General features: G+C 68.6%; 14 protein-coding genes. 5 read left to right on the plus strand and 9 right to left on the minus strand.

The genetic code is table 11. The features are described from left to right. Nucleotides 1-336 precede the first annotated feature (336 nt). Genes R9X41_RS18875 through R9X41_RS18885 form a run of 3 tightly spaced genes read left to right on the plus strand, consistent with a single transcriptional unit; the run spans nucleotide 337 to nucleotide 2,773 of the window. On the plus strand, nucleotides 337-1,353 hold the full coding sequence (locus tag R9X41_RS18875) for an ABC transporter substrate-binding protein (RefSeq protein ID WP_318631978.1): 1,017 nt from the start codon (nucleotides 337-339) through the stop codon (nucleotides 1,351-1,353). Between the two features lie 11 nt (nucleotides 1,354-1,364). Then, on the plus strand, nucleotides 1,365-2,345 hold the full coding sequence (locus R9X41_RS18880; protein WP_318631979.1) for an isopenicillin N synthase family dioxygenase: 981 nt from the start codon (nucleotides 1,365-1,367) through the stop codon (nucleotides 2,343-2,345). A 2-nt stretch (nucleotides 2,346-2,347) separates the two neighbouring features. Then, entirely contained in the window at nucleotides 2,348-2,773 is a 426-nt protein-coding gene (locus tag R9X41_RS18885; protein ID WP_318631980.1) for a VOC family protein, read from the plus strand. A gap of 55 nt (nucleotides 2,774-2,828) precedes the next feature. Here the strand turns inward: R9X41_RS18885 and R9X41_RS18890 are convergent, their stop codons facing one another. From R9X41_RS18890 to R9X41_RS18920, 7 genes are all read right to left on the minus strand, one after another. Then, on the minus strand, nucleotides 2,829-4,001 hold the full coding sequence (locus tag R9X41_RS18890; RefSeq protein ID WP_318631981.1) for a hypothetical protein: 1,173 nt from the start codon (nucleotides 3,999-4,001) through the stop codon (nucleotides 2,829-2,831). A 147-nt stretch (nucleotides 4,002-4,148) separates the two neighbouring features. Then, nucleotides 4,149-5,006, minus strand: a complete 858-nt coding sequence (locus tag R9X41_RS18895) for a hypothetical protein (RefSeq protein ID WP_318631982.1) — start codon at nucleotides 5,004-5,006, stop codon at nucleotides 4,149-4,151. 126 nt (nucleotides 5,007-5,132) lie between these two features. Continuing rightward, nucleotides 5,133-6,221: a hypothetical protein gene (locus R9X41_RS18900; RefSeq protein ID WP_318631983.1), complete on the minus strand. Its 1,089-nt coding sequence runs from the start codon at nucleotides 6,219-6,221 to the stop codon at nucleotides 5,133-5,135. A gap of 116 nt (nucleotides 6,222-6,337) precedes the next feature. Continuing rightward, on the minus strand, nucleotides 6,338-7,549 hold the full coding sequence (locus tag R9X41_RS18905) for a hypothetical protein (RefSeq protein WP_318631984.1): 1,212 nt from the start codon (nucleotides 7,547-7,549) through the stop codon (nucleotides 6,338-6,340). After that, a complete protein-coding gene (locus tag R9X41_RS18910) occupies nucleotides 7,546-8,832 on the minus strand; it encodes a hypothetical protein (RefSeq protein WP_318631985.1) in 1,287 nt (428 codons plus the stop codon). The genes R9X41_RS18905 and R9X41_RS18910 overlap by 4 nt, the downstream gene beginning before the upstream one ends. A 137-nt stretch (nucleotides 8,833-8,969) precedes the next feature. Beyond that, on the minus strand, nucleotides 8,970-9,251 hold the full coding sequence (locus R9X41_RS18915) for a DUF427 domain-containing protein (RefSeq protein WP_318631986.1): 282 nt from the start codon (nucleotides 9,249-9,251) through the stop codon (nucleotides 8,970-8,972). Nucleotides 9,252-9,365: 114 nt separating this feature from the next. After that, complete coding sequence (locus R9X41_RS18920; RefSeq protein WP_318631987.1) at nucleotides 9,366-10,583, minus strand: hypothetical protein; 1,218 nt, start codon at nucleotides 10,581-10,583, stop codon at nucleotides 9,366-9,368. Between the two features lie 183 nt (nucleotides 10,584-10,766). On the opposite strand from R9X41_RS18920, the gene R9X41_RS18925 reads away from it, so the two are divergent. Both R9X41_RS18925 and R9X41_RS18930 read left to right on the plus strand, forming a co-directional pair. After that, the gene (locus R9X41_RS18925; RefSeq protein WP_412556628.1) at nucleotides 10,767-12,389 is read left to right on the plus strand and encodes an OpgD/OpgG family glucan biosynthesis protein; all 1,623 of its coding nucleotides are present in this window, start codon (nucleotides 10,767-10,769) and stop codon (nucleotides 12,387-12,389) included. A gap of 168 nt (nucleotides 12,390-12,557) precedes the next feature. Further along, on the plus strand, nucleotides 12,558-13,073 hold the full coding sequence (locus tag R9X41_RS18930) for a hypothetical protein (RefSeq protein ID WP_318631988.1): 516 nt from the start codon (nucleotides 12,558-12,560) through the stop codon (nucleotides 13,071-13,073). Nucleotides 13,074-13,083: 10 nt separating this feature from the next. Here the strand turns inward: R9X41_RS18930 and R9X41_RS18935 are convergent, their stop codons facing one another. After that, nucleotides 13,084-13,926 carry an HDOD domain-containing protein gene (locus tag R9X41_RS18935; RefSeq protein WP_318631989.1) on the minus strand — a complete coding sequence of 281 codons (843 nt, stop codon included), beginning with the start codon at nucleotides 13,924-13,926 and terminating at the stop codon, nucleotides 13,084-13,086. Nucleotides 13,927-14,004: 78 nt separating this feature from the next. Then, nucleotides 14,005-15,132 (minus strand): MFS transporter, encoded by a 1,128-nt coding sequence (locus tag R9X41_RS18940; RefSeq protein ID WP_318635276.1) that lies wholly within the window; start codon nucleotides 15,130-15,132, stop codon nucleotides 14,005-14,007. Nucleotides 15,133-15,260 lie beyond the last annotated feature (128 nt).

Below are 15,260 nucleotides of genomic sequence, written 5' to 3' on the forward strand. Positions count from 1 at the left end.
TCAGACGAACCTGGACTTCAAGAGCAATTCCCGAACAGCCCGAAATCGAAAAAAGCACCGGGCTGGTGAACGCTTCTACTCTCGCTACTTTCCACGCAAAAGTCGTGCCCGCTTTTTAGGCACCTTCGCCAAGATCGTATGCACTTTTGTGCACCATCGATGGGATTTCATTGCCGGGAAGCACCGCGCTGGCGCACAAGAAGCGCGGATTTCCATGGCACGGATGCTGCATGCGCCGAGCCCAGGAGTAGAAGCGTTCAGCGGTCCGCCATCGCCATCGGCCCGCAGGAAATTGCTCTTGAAGCCAGTCCCACCACGCCTTCGAGAAAGCCCGACATGCAACGCCGTTCTCTGCTCCTCTCCGCTTCCAGCCTGCTCGCCGCACCCGCCTTCGTGCGCGCCCAGGGCAGCCTGCAAAAATTCAAGTTCAACCTCGGCTGGAAGGTCGAGGCAACCGCCGCCGGCTTCCTGCTGGCGCAGCAGCGCGGCTACTACAAGGACGCCGGCCTCGATGTGGCCATCGACACCGGCAACGGCTCGGCCGCGGCCATCGGCCTGGTGGCCAGCGGCGCCTACGACTGCGCCTCCGCCGACCTGGCCACCATGATCGAGTTCAACGTCAACAACCCCAGCGCCGGGCTGAAGGCGGTCGCGATCATGTACGACCTCAACCCCAACGCGATCCTGGTGCGCAAGGACGGCGCCATCAAGAAGCCCGCCGACCTGGCCGGCAAGACCATCCTCGGCCAGCCCTTCAACGCCTCGCGCAAGCTGTTTCCGGCCTTCGCCAAGGCCGAAGGCTTCGACCCCTCTGGCGTGAAGTGGGAGAACGTCGCACCCGATATCGGCGACACCCGCTTCGTCAAGGGCGACTTCGACGCCTCGGCCTACTTTTTCTTCACCGGCCTGCTCAACCTCAAGGCGCGCGGCATGGGTCCGGAAATGATCAACGTCTTCCGTTTCTCCGACGTGATGAAGTCCTACGGCAACGGCTTCGTCGCCAACGCCAAGAGCATGGAAAACGCCGAAGCGATGCGCGGCTTCGTCAAGGCCAGCACGCGCGGCTGGCTCGACGCCATGGCCGACCCCAAGGCCGGCGCTGCCGCCGTCAAGCAACGCGAGCCGCTGGCCAACGAGCAATTCGAATACGAACGCCTGCAGTTGATCGTCGACGGCACCATGAAGACCGCCGAAACCAAGGCCAACGGCTGGGGCGCCGCCACCCCGGGGCGCCTGCAGGCCACCATCGACGAGACCGCCGCCGCTTTCGGCCTCAAGGCCACGCCGGCCGTCGCCGACATCTGGACCGACAAGTTCCTGCCGACCGCCGCCGACCGCAAGCTCAAGGCCTGAGGCGCGCCGCCATGAGTACCTCCATCCCCGTCATCGACCTGACCGGCGCACGCCTGCCCGGCGGGCCACGCGCCGCCGAAGTGGCGCACGCCCTGCGCGAGGCCGGCACCCGCTCCGGCTTTTTCTACGTGCGTGGGCACGGCGTGCCACAGGCCATGGTCCAGGCGCAGTTCGCCCTGGCGCAGCGTTTCTTCGACCTGCCGCTCGAGGCCAAGCAGGCGATCGACCTGCGCCGCGTGCCCAACATGCGCGGCTACGAGTCGCTCGGCGCGCAGACGCTGGACGCCACCGCCCGGCCCGACCTCAAGGAAAGCTTCTACTGCGGCCTGGAGTACGCCGACGACCATCCCTACGTGCTGCGCGGCCACCACTCCTACGGCCGCAACCAGTGGCCGGCCGACCTGCCCGACATGCCCGGCCAGTGCTACGCCTACATCGCCGCGATGCAGACACTCGCCCAGCGCCTGATGCAGCTGATGGCCCTGTCGCTGGATCTGCCCGAGGACTTCTTCGACCACACCCACGACAACCCGATGGGCACCTTGCGCCTGCTGCGCTACCCACCGCATCCGGACAACGCCGACGAGCGCACCTTCGGGGCCGGTGCGCACACCGACTGGGGCGCCATCACCATCCTGGCGCAAGACGCCCACGGCGGCCTCGAAGTGCAGATGCCCGAAGGCGACTGGGTGCCCGCCACGCCCGTGGAAGGCTGCTTCGTGGTGAACCTGGGCGACATGATTCCGCGCTGGACCAACGGCCGCTACCACTCCAATCCGCACCGGGTCCGCAACGTGCGTTCGGGCGGCGCGCCACGCCATTCGATCCCATACTTCTACAACCCCGACTACGAAGCCCGGGTGGAACCGGTGGCCACCTGCGTGCCCGCCGGCACCGCGCCGTTGTACGAGCCCTGCACCGTGGGCGAACATCTGCGCCAGATGTACGCGCGCACCTATGGCAGCAAGACCGACGCGCCGGCGATGGCCTGAGCATGAAGGTCTGGTTCAACCTCATCTGCCGCGATCCGCAGGCCCAGCTCGACTTCTACACCGCCCTGCTCGGCTGGCCGGAGGCGGTGCAAAGCCGCTCGCCCATCTACCGCGCGGTGGAGCAGGACGGCGTGCAGGTCGGCTTCAACGCCGAAGCCGCCTACGCCCTGCTCGGCCTGGCCGACCGCCAGCCGGCGGGCCGGCCCGCGCCGGTCACCGCCTACGCCACCATCATGCTGGACACACCCGCCGCCGTGGATGCGGCCTGCGCGGCCGCGACCAGTGGCGGCGGCGCCATCGTGAAACCGCCTTACGCGACCTACTACGGCCAGTGGCAGGCGGTGCTCGCGGACCCCGAAGGCCATGTGTTCCGGCTCGCCTGCGTCGGGCTGCCGGATGGCGCGGTCGCCGCGCCACGACCCGCCTGATCGCCGTCGGATCGGCACGTCGCAACGAAGCGCGGCGTTCAGCGGTGGGCCGGACTCATCGCCATCCGCAGGCGCGGTGCATGACGTCGCGCACGGCCTCCTCGTCTTCCTCGGTCAGGCTCGTGCCCACCTCGTTCACGTGCTCCCACAGACTGCTGAATTCCGCCGCGCGCTGATCGGCGGGAAGCTCCGCCGTGATGCGCGTCGCGTAGCGGATAAGGGCTTCGATCAGGCTGCGCGCATCGGCCGATGGCAAGGCATGAAGCAGTCCGAACGCCTGGAAGATGATGTGGCGGTGAGAGCGTAGATCGTTGGAATCGGCGACATCGAGAAGGCGCTCGACCGGAGGCCGCAACGCCGGCACGATCGATCGAGGCTCCGTGCCGCGCAGGTTCAGTAGGGTCGGCAACAAAGTCACCAGCCGGCGGCGCGCATCGGCCGGCCCGCGCACCCGGCGGCTCGCGAGCGTCTCGATCATCCGCCGCGCGCCGGCATCCGGTTCACCCGGCGACATGCGACTCATGAACGTGATGCGGCTCGGATCCTGTGCCAGGGCTTCAAGCACATCGGCCGAGTCGCGTTCCACGGCTTTTCGCAGCTGTTCGAGCGTGCGCCCGGCCACCCGATCCTGCGCGCTGGCGACCACCTGTTGGCCGGAACCGTAGTGGAACGGCGCGCGTCGCAGGATGGTCGTGGCCACACGGTCGGCGGTACGCGGTGACTGCGTCCCCCCCAGGTCCAAGCAGTCGAGCAGCAGTGCATTGAGCGGTGCGCAGCGCGCCACGTCGACATCCAGGCACAGCAGCCCCAAGGCGCGATTGGCGACCGCGACGACGATATCGGCCCGCTCCGATGCCGTCATGGTCACGCCCGCCGGCGTGACGCCGCGCCGCACGTCGGCCATGGCGGCCTGCAGGCCGACGGTGTTGGCTCCTGCGATCGAGGCGGCGAATGCCGCCACGCTGCCCCGCTCGCGCAGGGCCGGGTGTTGGTTCAGCAAGGTCGCGCGGTCGGCATGCGACTGGAAGGGAACGACTTCCATCCACAGCTCGGTCGGCCAGTCTTCGATTCGAGTGGGAACGGTCGCGAGAACATCCTCCCTGGGAAAGCCGGGAGAAGACCCACCGGTCGTTTCGTCGGCGGAGGTGATGGTCGCCGCATCGCCAGACGCGTTGCCGATCTTCGCGCTGGCCCCGCTGGCGATGGATCGGTTCGGGAAGTTCATCATGGCTGGCCTACGAACTTGCAATGGGCGCACCGATCGCGCAGCCCGGGATTTCGATGGCTGCCTGCCCGGCGCCGCCGGGCGCCGTCTCTGCATGGGCGCAATGGCACCGGGCGGGAACGAGGCAAGCGTTGCAAGAGGTCATCACTATCAGATCGCGCGCAAGGTGTCGCCTACGGCTTGCCCCATCAGGGCGGGCCCGAAGTCCGCCGAATAGCGGAATCGCTGATCCGCCACGAGGAATGCGGCTGCCTCACGACCCGCGCGTTCGGCCTCCGATGGTCCGCGCCCATAGGCGCGGGCCGCTTCGAACCGAAGAGCGGATTCATGCCTCGGAAACTTCGCGAGCGCCTCTTTCACCACCAGCGATCCCTGCTTCAGTGCTTCGTCGATTCGTTCGGCCAGGCGGCGTGCTAACCGCTCGCCACCGAATAGTCCGAAGACCGGCGCCTGGCGCAGCTTGAAAGGCAGTTCCTGGTACATCCGTGCGATGAATGCCTGCGCATCGCAAGGCGACATGGCATCGAGCCCATCGAGGCAGTGACACAGGATCCTCTGAAGTGCCAATCGCTCGCCGCGCGATGAAGTCTCGGCGAACCGGTCCAGGGTCTTGGTGGCCACCAGGTTGATGATCGCGGTCAGTTCCTTGCGCGTCAGCGCATAGCCGGTCGTCGTGTGGCCGCTACTGGCGTGCTGGGCGACGGCAGCGAGCGTGGCCAGATCGGGTGTCGCCGATACGGCGGCGTAGTCGGCCGCCGCATCGGCGCGATCCTGCAGCACGGGGTTCAAGCCGTAGAACATCGCACGGTCGGTGGCCGACAGGTACTTGCAGGATGCCATCCACAGTTCGCCCGGCAGGTTCTGCATGCGGTTCGGCAGTTCGGCCAGCGGGCCGGTCGAGGGGGTGGCTGGCTGCGTATCGAGCGACTCGACCAGGTTCGAGTGGAGCAGTCCGGGTGGGGGCGTCGGCACACGGGTGACGGTGCCCGCGTTCGGGGATGGGATCATGGAATCGGCCTTTGGGGATGCGGGCGTGCCTGCGTTTGCACGCGTGAAAGGCGATGTTGGGACCGCCCGGGCAAGCGATGCAAGGGCCCGCGCAAATGCATCCGCCTGCACGAGGCCCGTGACGCATCACGCGGTGGACGACCCGTCGATCCGCCTGAACTTCGCCAGCGCCAGCTCGAACGCTCGATCCATCGCCCGGGCATCGGCAGCTTCCATCCGCGCACCCGCCATGTGGGACCAGAGACAGCGCAGTTGCGCATCGCCGTCATCCATGGAGCCGTCGACCGGGTTCTGGCCGGCATAACGGATCGCGGCTTCGAGCAGCGTGCGGGCATCGGCCGAACCCAGGTTGCGCAGCAACATGCACAGGTAGGTCATGGCGCAGGCGCGATGGCTGTCGCAGCGACTGGCGTCGAGCAGACGCGCCAGCGTCGGCACCACCGCAGCGGCGGCATCGTCCGTGAGGTGGTACGAAAGCTCCAGCGCCGCCAGCAGGCGCACATGGGCGTCGGCCGGCGGTGGTCGGCGGGTGTCGCCACCCAGGGCCTGCACCATGCGCAGCCTGCGCGCAAGCAGGTCTCCCGGCGAGGGCTCCCGCGTGCCGGTGTGGGCGGCCAGGCGGATCAAATGAAGACCCCACGGAACTTCTCGCGCGATCGCGGCGGCCGCTTCGGCAGATCCGCGTTCGACCACCTCGCACAAGCGATCGACGACCCGGCCCGCCAGTCGATTCTGTCCAGCATGCATCGACGTGTCGGGGTCAGAAAAACGCAGCGTGGGTCCTTGCAGCAGCGCGAGCACCACCCGGCTCGCCTCGTCGTTATCCAGCCCGTCGAGCCGGTCGAGGCCATCGACCAGCATGGCATTGAGCGACGCATGTTCCGACAGGCTCGAGCTGCGATCGAGCAGGCGGCAGGCGCGCGAGGCGATCGCCATCACGATGTCGCGACGCTCTCGCCTGGTCAACGCGTAGCCCGCCGGCGTCCTGCCGTCGAGCGCGGCGTTCAGCACGGCAGCCAGCTGGTCGACGTCGGACGTTTCCATGGCGCGCGCCCTGGCGGCAGCGGCGTCGGCGCGGTCGGCCAGAACGGGGTGGAGGCCGAGCAGCGTGGCGCGGTTGCGGGCATCGAGGTAATCGGCGAAGCGCAACCAAAGTTCTGCCGGCAAGTCCTCGATGCGCTTCGGCAGGCCGCCCAGCGGCGAGTCAGCCGACAAGGTTTGGCCAGGGTCCGTGGTCGGGTCTTCGGGCCGGCCGGATCGCGTTGCAGGCTCCGGCGGCCAGGCGTTGGACGTCCTTGCCGCGAGCGGCATGGCGGTCTGAGGCGCTCCGATCATCCTCGGTCCTGTGCGGTCTGCAAGACTTGTGCTTCTGCCTGTCGCAACGCCGTTTCGACCGCCCGCGCGTCGGTGGCGTTGAGCACGAGAATCCCGCTGGACAGCCAGGACCGGATGCTGCGGATCTCTTGCGCATTGTCATCATGCGTGCCATCGACCGGATGCCGGCCGGCATAGCGGATCGTCGCCTCCAGCACGAGGCGCGCATCGGCCGATGGCAGGTGCGGCAGCATCATGGCGATGCACACCAGGTTGGGCTGATGGGCGCCATCGCAGTGGGCCGCATCGAGCAGGCGCACCAGCATCGGCACGACGACATCGGCCGCGGCACCGGTGTGGTGGTAGCCCACCTGCAACAGCGCCGCGAGCCGGGCACAGGCTTCGGCGGGCGGCAGAGGGCCATCGCCACCGGCCAGCGCCCGCAACAGGCGGGTCTGGCCGCCCAGGAGCCGGTCGCTGCGCGGCCAGTCCTCGCGCCCTCGGGCCGCCACGCGGATCAGTTCGGAGACCCGGTAGGCATCGCCTGCGATGGCCGAGAGGACTGCGGGCGAGCCCTGGGCCACGGCCGACAGCAGGCGGTCGAGCAGCCGCGCGGCCAGCCGGTCCTGCCCGGCCGCGATCGATTCGCCAACGTCCTTGAGCGGCGCCCCGAGCTCCTTCAGAAGCACCGTCAGCAGGCGCCGGCCCTCGTCGGGCTCGAGCTCGTCGAGGCGGGCCAGACACGCCACGAGCATGGCGTTGATCGGCGCGTGGTCGGCCGGCTGCGTGACGAGCTTCAGCCGCTCGCCAGCCTGTCGGACGCCGGCCCTCACGATGTCCTGGCGCTCGTGTCCGGTCAGCGTATGGCCGGCGGGCGTGGTGCCACCGAGCGCGGCGTCGATCGTGGCGGCCAGGCGGGCGATGTCCGTAGGCCCGCGGGCGTCGGCGAGCGCCCGCGCGGCGCCGGCGCGGTTGGCCAGGGCGGGATGGAAGTCGAACAGCATCGCGCGGTCCTCCAGGTCGAGGTAGTCGGCGAATTTCCACCAGAGCTCGGTCGGCAAGTCCTCGATGGTCCGAGGTGGCAGGCCAGCGAGCGCAGTGCCCGCCGTCGAGGCGCTGGATTCGGCCGGCACCTCGTCGGCTGCGGTCGCCGCCAGCCCGGGCAGCGCGGCAGCCAGCCCAGGGGGCGATGCGGGCCGGGAAGTGGTGGTACCAGGTCGACCGATCATGGCGAGGGCGTCTCGATTTCGAGCTTTTGCGGATGCGCCTGCTTGCGGCGCCTGCCGGCGGCCAGGCGGTCGGGCATGACAGCCTCTCGTGGCGGTTCGAGCGCGGCAGCAGGCACCACGTGCGCGACACCGCCGAGTGCCGCGCCGGTGACTGTCGGCGAGACCTCGTCCGGTCGAAGCTGCGCCTCGGTCTTTTTCAGGTAATGCTCGATCGAGTAGACGTCATCGGGATGCACGGCGATCGACCCCTGCGCCAGCAAATCGCGGATGCGACGGATCTCCGCCAGGCCGTCGTCTGGCGAACCGTCCTCGGGCCGCTTGGTGGCGTAGGCGGTTATGAAATACAACAGCTTGCGCACGTCGCACGACGGAAGATTCCCCATGAGCAGGTGGAGGTGATGCATGTGCTGTGGGCGCGATGGACTGTATCGAGCGACATGGATCAGAGGGGCCACCATGGACGCGAAGACTCGGGCGGCGCTCCCGAACAGGTCCGCCGCGAGCGGCAGCATCGCGGAGAGCCGGGCGCTCGCATCGATGGACGGATGAACCCCGCCCGCATCGGCCAGGGCATCGAACAGGTCCCGTTCACGGGGCTCGATGCGGTTGCGGGACGTGGGTGCATGCCGTCTTCGGCTTGCGAGATCGAGGGCCAGTGCAATGCTCGACGGGTTCCCGGCGATCGCCGCGACTGCTTCCGACGAGCCCTGCGAGACCGCCTGTGTCAGCTTGGCGATCAGGCGAGCCGCCAGACGGTCCTGGCCGGCCATGACCGAACGCACGCCCAAGGGCACGCGCATCCTCAGGCCTTCGAGAATCGCGACGAGCACGCGGCTGGCATCGGCCGGCGGCAGGGCATCGAGGCGGTCGATGCAGTTGGCGAGCATCGCGTTCAACGGTGCGTGATTCGCCGGCCCGCAGACCGATTCGAGCAGCTCCCACGCCCGCCCAAGCACCGCCATGACGATGTCCAGGCGCTCATCGGTCTTCAGTGCATGGCCATCCGCCGTGGTGCCGTCGAGCGCGTGATGCAGCGTGGAGGCCAGTTCATCGGCATCGGTCGTCTGCGTCGCGGTCTCCATGGCGGCCTGCGACCCGGTCGACGCCCAGGCGTCGCTGGCCGAGGTTTCCTCTCGCCCGGGCAGGCCGGTCAGCATATCCGTCGAAGGATGCCCGGTCCGGGTCGGTATGTCTTGCGACAACTCGACGATCGACGACCGCTTGGGCCACGGGGCAACGGTGGCGATCGGCCGTTTGGGAGAGTTCGCGGGGGCCTGGAGCATCCTGATTCACCTTGCTTGATGGGGACCGCGCCACTTGCGCGGTCCCTGAAGCAGCCAATGGTCAGGACAGTCGATCCTTCAGGTGCTGCCGCTTGCGCAAGCGCAGGGACTTTTACGAAAGTCCATGGCAGGCCGGCCTATTCGGCAACCTTCACGCCTTTCCAGAACGCGACCCGGCCACGGACCATCTCGGCTTCGGGCTTGGGCTCGGGGTAGTACCAGACGGCATCGGTGTTCATCTCGCCGTCCACCAGCAGCGAGTAGTAGCTGGCCTGGCCCTTCCAGGGGCAGCTGGTGTGGTGGTTGCTGAAGGTGACGAGGCTGCGGTCGAGCGAGGACTCGGGGAAGTAATGGTTGCCTTCGACCAGGACGGTGTCGTCGCTTTCGGCAATGGTCTTGCCGTTCCAGGTGGCTTTCATGAGGCGGCTTTCTCCACGCAGCGCGCGGCAGGAGGGTGGTGACGGTCAGCACGCGATTGTCGCGCGCGGCGCCTACCGCTGCACGGCAGCCCGACCTCCGCCCCTGCTCCATCCTCAGGTCGGCGACTCGGCTTCGGGGATGGTGGGCAGCGCGGGCATCGTGCCCAGCGAAGTCCTGATCGGCATGAAATGGGCCAAGCCGAGCCGTTGCTCGTTCGTGAGCTCGCAGCGGCGCGCCAGGCTGGGCAACATGCCGATCGCCTTTTCACGCTCCTTGTCGCCGCCGGCGCGCGGAGGCTGGTGCGCATAGCGACACAGGGCCCGCAGCAATTCCAGGCGCCCGGGCATTTCCACGATGGAGAGCATGAGGGTCAAGTTCCGCAGCACCTGCGCGCGACACAGGCCGTTGCCCTGGTAGAGCAATGCGATCAGCGCCGGCAGCAGTGCCGCCTGGGAGCGCATGGCCTGGGGAAAGTTGCACGCCAGCCTGGCCCAAGCCTGCAGCCGAAAATCCGCATCGGTGGCACTCGCCGGTGCCGGCGCGCGGGCCAGCGCTTCGATCAGCCTTTCGGCTCGTCCGGTACGTTCTTGCCAACGCATCGTCGGCGTCGACGCCCGCTGGCTGACGGCGATGAGCCAGTCGATGCCCTGGTGCCGGAAGGCGATGGCGCGTGCGACATCGGGAGAGCCGCGACGCATCGCCTGCTCCAGGCCCTCGAGCACCGCCTCCGCCATCTTCTCGCGCATCGGCTGGCGAATCGGGCAACCGTCTCGCGGCAGCTGCGGCTCGTTGGGAATCGCCGCACACAACAGATCGACCTGCTGATCGCAGGGCAGGTCGGAACCGATGTCGATGCAACGGTACATAACGTCCAGCAGCTGCGCTTCCTCGCGTGGATCGCCGGCGTGGCCGGCGTCGACGTTCCGGGCGAGATGGTCCAACAGAAAGCGGCATCTCGCCGTCGCCTCGACGACTACCTCGGGAAGTCCCTCGAGACAAGACGCGTGCTCGTTCGCGAGGTGGGCAGACCGCCGGAGCGCGCGCAGGAGCGACGCCGCGTCGGTCATCTCCCGGATGTCCTTGACCGACGGCATGGGCGGCGGGGCCTGCGCGGTTGGCGGCACAAGCGCGGGGAGTTGCGGCGCGGCGACGGCGTTCGGCGGCCGGTAGTCGGTGTTCGCCGTGGGCCCACCCGCCGGCAGCTGCCGCAGTGGATGATCGGTCGAAGCGCCGTCATCGGCAGGCACTCTCCCGCGAATGCCGGCAAGCCCTGCTGGCGGGATGTTTTCCTCGACGCGTTGACGCGGTCGAAACCCGGAAAAATGACTCAAGAGAGATCGAAACATAGGCTATGGGGCGCGAGGCATCGCGGACCGGAAGTGGAAACAGGAACCGCATCCTGGTTCCGTGCCATCGACCGTGTCGGACGATGGCGCACCCATGGCAGCCTGCGCGAAGGCCCGGCACCAGACCGATACAAACCGTCGACACCCTTGCCTGTACGCTTACGACCCATGAAGAGAAGACGCTTCCTCGCCAACACCACCGGCGCGACCTCGGCCTTGTCCGCGCTCGCCGTTCCCACCCTCCTTCCCGGCTGTGCCCTGGCGGCCCCGACCACCACGGCCGCCGCCGCGACGCCGGCCATGCTCGGCGAGCCGGCACCGTTCGACCTGGCCTGGCTAAAGCAGCAAGCACGGGCGCTGTCGCAGTCGGCGTGGCAGTCCCCGGCCGGCAGCCTGCCGCCAGCCGTGTCGGCGCTCGATTTCGACGCCTACCAGCAAATCCAGTTCAAGGGCGAACAGGCCTTGTGGGCCGCCGACGGCCTGCGCTTTCAGGTGCGGCTCTTCCATCCCGGCCTGTACTTCAAGCGGCGCGTGCGCATCCACGAGGTGCGCGACGGACGCGCCCAGGAGATCGCCTACAGCCCGGCGCTGTTCGACTACGGCAGGAGCGGGCTCGACGCCGCCAAGCTGCCGGCCAATCTCGGCTTCGCCGGCTTCCGCATCTCGGTGGCGACTGCGCCGCGAAACGACATGGTGGCTTTTCTGGGCGGCAGCTACTTCCGCGCGGTTGGCGGCTCGCGGCAATACGGTCTGTCGGCGCGCGGCCTGGCGGTCGATCCCGCCATGGGGCGCGACGAGGAGTTCCCCGACTTCACCGCCTTCTGGCTGGAACGGCCCACGGCCCAATCGCAGTCCCTGGTGGTCTACGCCCTGCTCGATTCGCCCGGCGTCACCGGCGCCTTCCGCTTCGCCATCACGCCGGGCGACAGCACGGTGATGGAGGTCGACAGCGCGCTCTACCCGCGCCGCGAGATCGACCGCATCGGCATCGCGCCCTGCACCAGCATGTACCTGGTCGGCGAGAACAACCGGCGTGCGGCCAGCGACTGGCGGCCGGAAATCCACGACTCCGACGGCCTGCAGATGCGCACCGGTGCGGGCGAATGGATCTGGCGCCCGCTCAACAACCCCAACAATCTGCGCATCAACGCCTACGCCGACAACAACCCGCGCGGCTTCGGACTATTGCAGCGCGACCGCAACTTCGACCACTACCAGGACGACAGCGCCAACTACGACCGCAGGCCCTCGCTCTGGGTGGAGCCGCGCGGCGACTGGGGCCCGGGCCAGGTGCAGCTGGTGGAGATCCCCACGCCCGACGAGACCTTCGACAACATCGTCTGCTACTGGAACCCCGCCCAGCGCCCGCAGGCCGGCCAGGAGCTGCTGCTCGGCTACCGATTGTTCTGGGGCGCGACGCCGCCGGCACGCTCGCCGCTGGCCCGCTGCATCGCCAGCCGCACCGGGCTCGGTGGCACCGTCGGTAAGAAGCGCACCAAATTTTCGTGGCGCTTCGCGGTCGATTTTGCCGGCGGCAATCTGCCGCTGCTCGACTCCGACGCGGTGGTCGAGGCGGTCGTAACCGTCTCGCGCGGCCAAGTCGAGCTGGTGTCGGCCCGGCCGCAGGCGGCCATACAGGGCTGGCGCGCACTGTTCGACGTGGTGCCCGACGACCGCACCGATCCGATCGCGCTGCGCATGTACCTGCGCGTGGCCGGGCAGGCGCTGACCGAGACCTGGATCTACGAATGGGCGCCGCCGACCGTGGCTGCCCGCGCCGCGATGCTTTGACCCCGCCGACGCCAGCCCCTACACGGCGCCGGAAATGTCCTATAGCGGCGTGGGCCAGTCGCCCCGCTGCCGGCGCTGCCTGCGCCTGCAACGAGGCACCGGCCCCGCGCTTACGGTCACCTGCATTGGCCGCCCGCGTGCGGCGCCATCCATCCGCAGGAGACCGACATGACCAATCCGCTCAACCTCAAGATCCATTCGTCCGCCACCGCCCCGCTGCGTTTCGGTGCCGGGCTGGCCTTGTTCGGCGCCACTGCCGTTCTGGCCATGGCCTCGGCTACCGCCCAGGTCGCCACCAGCTATACGGGAGCCGACGGCAGCGGCAGCTTTGCCAGCGAGCGCGCTTCCTGCGCCTCGGGCAATACACAACAGGCACAGGCCACCTGCATGGAAGAGGCCCGCAATGCGGCAGCCGACAAGCGCCGCGGCCAGTTGGCCGAGCCCCATGCCGACTACGCGGCCAACAAGATGCGCCGCTGTGATGTCTTCCAGCCAGGGACCGAAGACCGCGCTGCCTGCGTGGCGCGGGTGCAGGGTGATGGCCAGGCCAGCGGCAACGTCGCCAGCGGAGGCGTGGTGCGTGAGGTCGAGACGATCGTGCTGCCAGCCTCCGGCCGGGTGCGTATCGAGCCGCGCACTGCCGATCCGGTGCTGCTGGTTCCAGTCAAGGGCAGCAGCTACTGACCCACCTTGCTCAGGCAAACGACGTGTCGATGAAAGTCTGAACGTCGGGCATGTGCTCGACAAGCCAAGACGGATCGAGCTGCAGTAGCCGCACGAGGTCCGGTGGCAGCGCAGCAATGGCGTCGACCGGGTTCTTGTGTTCGTCGAGCGCCAGCTCCGCCAACAGAGCGCCGAGGTGCACCACGCCCCCGATGCGGTCGAATGGCTCGGCCGCCAGCGGATCGGCTGCCGCACGCAGGCCGCGCACGATGGTCTCGGGGAAATTCCAGCGCGACGCCAGCTCGGCCGCCACATGGGCTTCGGTGAAGCCGAGTGCGCTGATCTCGCGTTCCCAGCGCACACCCGCCAGATGCGGCAGGCGCTCGATCTCGAAGATCTCCTGCGGCATCTTCTGCGCGATGATGAGTTCGCCCAGTCGCACCATGAAACCTGCCAGCCACGACTGCTGCACGTCGGCACCTACCGTGCGCGCCAGCCATTGCGCATAGCCGGCGGTGGCGCTGCTGGCCTGCCAGAAGGTCTTGCTGTCCACGCCCTTCACCGCCGCGAACGAGCCGGCCAGGCAGGCCGCCATGGCCAGGGTTCGCACCTGGTTCAGGCCGGCCATGGTGATCGCGTCATCGAGCGACACCACCTGCCGCGGCAGACCGAAGCGCGCGCTGTTGGCCAGGCGGATCAGCTTGGCGGTCAGTGCCGGATCGCGGGAAATCGCCCGCTGCACCTTCTCGAAAGGAATGTCCTCGTCGTTGAGCGTGGACACCAGCGTGTGGGCCACTTCGGGCAGGGTCGGCAACTGCACGCCCTCGAAGAACTGGGCCAGTCGGAGCTTGGCGGAAGCGGCGTCAGTTGACATGCGGACCTCGGCGGTTGTCGGAGCCTCGAACCTTAGCAGCAAGCAAGCATTTTTGTTACAGGTCGCGGGGTAAAAAACTCAGGCCGTGGCGCGCGTGGGCGAGCGCAAGGCCAACGCGAACAACGGCAGGCCGCCGAGGGCCAGCAAGGCGCCGACCCAGCCGGTCGACGTCCAGCCAAGCCCGGCCGAGATCGCCACGCCCCCGAGCCAGGCGCCGAGCGCATTGGCGAAATTGAACGCCGAGTGGTTGAGCGCCGCCGCCAGCGACTGGGCATCGCCCGCCACATCCATCAGCCGCACCTGCAATGCCGGGCCGAGGGCGATGGTGGTGCCGACCAGGAACAGATTGGCGAAGGCCAGCGGCGCATGCGGGGCGGTCAGGCAGAACAGCGCCAGCACGGCGGCCGACCACACCAGGATGCCGCCGATCGCCGGCATCAGCGCCCGGTCGACCAGCTTGGCGCCGACGATGTTGCCCACCACCATGCCCATGCCGAGCAGCGCCAGCGCCCAGGGAATCGCCGCTTCGCTCACGCCTGCGACTTCCATCAGCGTGGGCTTCACGTAGCTGAACACCGCGAACAGACCGCCGAAGCCGATCGCGCCGATACCCAGCGTGACCCACACCTGGGGCCGCGCCAGCGCGCCCAGCTCGCGCATGGCGCTGGCACCGGCCAACGGCGGGCGGTCGGGAATCCAGCGCCAGGCCAGCACGGCGGCCAGCAGGGCGATGCAGCCGACCATGGCGAAGGCCGCGCGCCAGCCCAGCGCCTGGCCGAGCCACGCGGCCAGCGGCACGCCGACCACCGTGGCCGCCGTCAGCCCCAGCATCACCTGCGCCACCGCCTGCGCACGCCGGCCGGGCGGCGCGAGGCTGGCCGCCACCAATGCCGACACGCCGAAATAGGTGCCGTGCGGCAGCCCGGCCAGCAGGCGCAACACCGCCAGCCAGCTATAGCCCGGCGCCATGGCGCTGGCGAAATTGCCGAGCGCGAAGAACAGCATCAACGCCACCAGAAGCGATCGCTGACGCCAGCCGGCGGTGGCCACCGCCAGCACCGGCGCGCCCACCACCACGCCGAGCGCATAGGTGCTGATGACGTGGCCGGCCTGCGGAATGGTGACGCCGATGTCGTGGGCGACATCGGGCAGCAGACCCATGATGGCGAACTCGCCGGTGCCGATGGCGAAGCTGCCGACAGCCATAGCGAGAGAAGCGTTGCGGCGGACGGCCGGACTCGGTGCGATGGTGGATTCCACGGGTGGATCTGGGTGGGAGGGGTGCGGAACCGGGCTGCCGCGCAAGCATGCCCCGGGAAAACCCTGACTCTACA

Source organism: Xylophilus sp. GOD-11R (assembly GCF_033546935.1).
GTDB lineage: Bacteria > Pseudomonadota > Gammaproteobacteria > Burkholderiales > Burkholderiaceae_C > Xylophilus.

Excerpts from the sequence above, each read along its gene's own strand:
- R9X41_RS18875 (WP_318631978.1), top strand. The coding sequence starts at position 337 with ATGCAACGCCGTTCTCTGCTCCTCTCCGCTTCCAGCCTGCTCGCCGCA.
- R9X41_RS18880 (WP_318631979.1), top strand. The coding sequence starts at position 1,365 with ATGAGTACCTCCATCCCCGTCATCGACCTGACCGGCGCACGCCTGCCC.
- R9X41_RS18885 (WP_318631980.1), top strand. The coding sequence starts at position 2,348 with ATGAAGGTCTGGTTCAACCTCATCTGCCGCGATCCGCAGGCCCAGCTC.
- R9X41_RS18890 (WP_318631981.1), bottom strand. The coding sequence starts at position 4,001 with ATGATGAACTTCCCGAACCGATCCATCGCCAGCGGGGCCAGCGCGAAG.
- R9X41_RS18895 (WP_318631982.1), bottom strand. The coding sequence starts at position 5,006 with ATGATCCCATCCCCGAACGCGGGCACCGTCACCCGTGTGCCGACGCCC.
- R9X41_RS18905 (WP_318631984.1), bottom strand. The coding sequence starts at position 7,549 with ATGATCGGTCGACCTGGTACCACCACTTCCCGGCCCGCATCGCCCCCT.
- R9X41_RS18910 (WP_318631985.1), bottom strand. The coding sequence starts at position 8,832 with ATGCTCCAGGCCCCCGCGAACTCTCCCAAACGGCCGATCGCCACCGTT.
- R9X41_RS18915 (WP_318631986.1), bottom strand. The coding sequence starts at position 9,251 with ATGAAAGCCACCTGGAACGGCAAGACCATTGCCGAAAGCGACGACACC.
- R9X41_RS18925 (WP_412556628.1), top strand. The coding sequence starts at position 10,767 with ATGAAGAGAAGACGCTTCCTCGCCAACACCACCGGCGCGACCTCGGCC.
- R9X41_RS18930 (WP_318631988.1), top strand. The coding sequence starts at position 12,558 with ATGACCAATCCGCTCAACCTCAAGATCCATTCGTCCGCCACCGCCCCG.
- R9X41_RS18935 (WP_318631989.1), bottom strand. The coding sequence starts at position 13,926 with ATGTCAACTGACGCCGCTTCCGCCAAGCTCCGACTGGCCCAGTTCTTC.
- R9X41_RS18940 (WP_318635276.1), bottom strand. The coding sequence starts at position 15,132 with ATGGCTGTCGGCAGCTTCGCCATCGGCACCGGCGAGTTCGCCATCATG.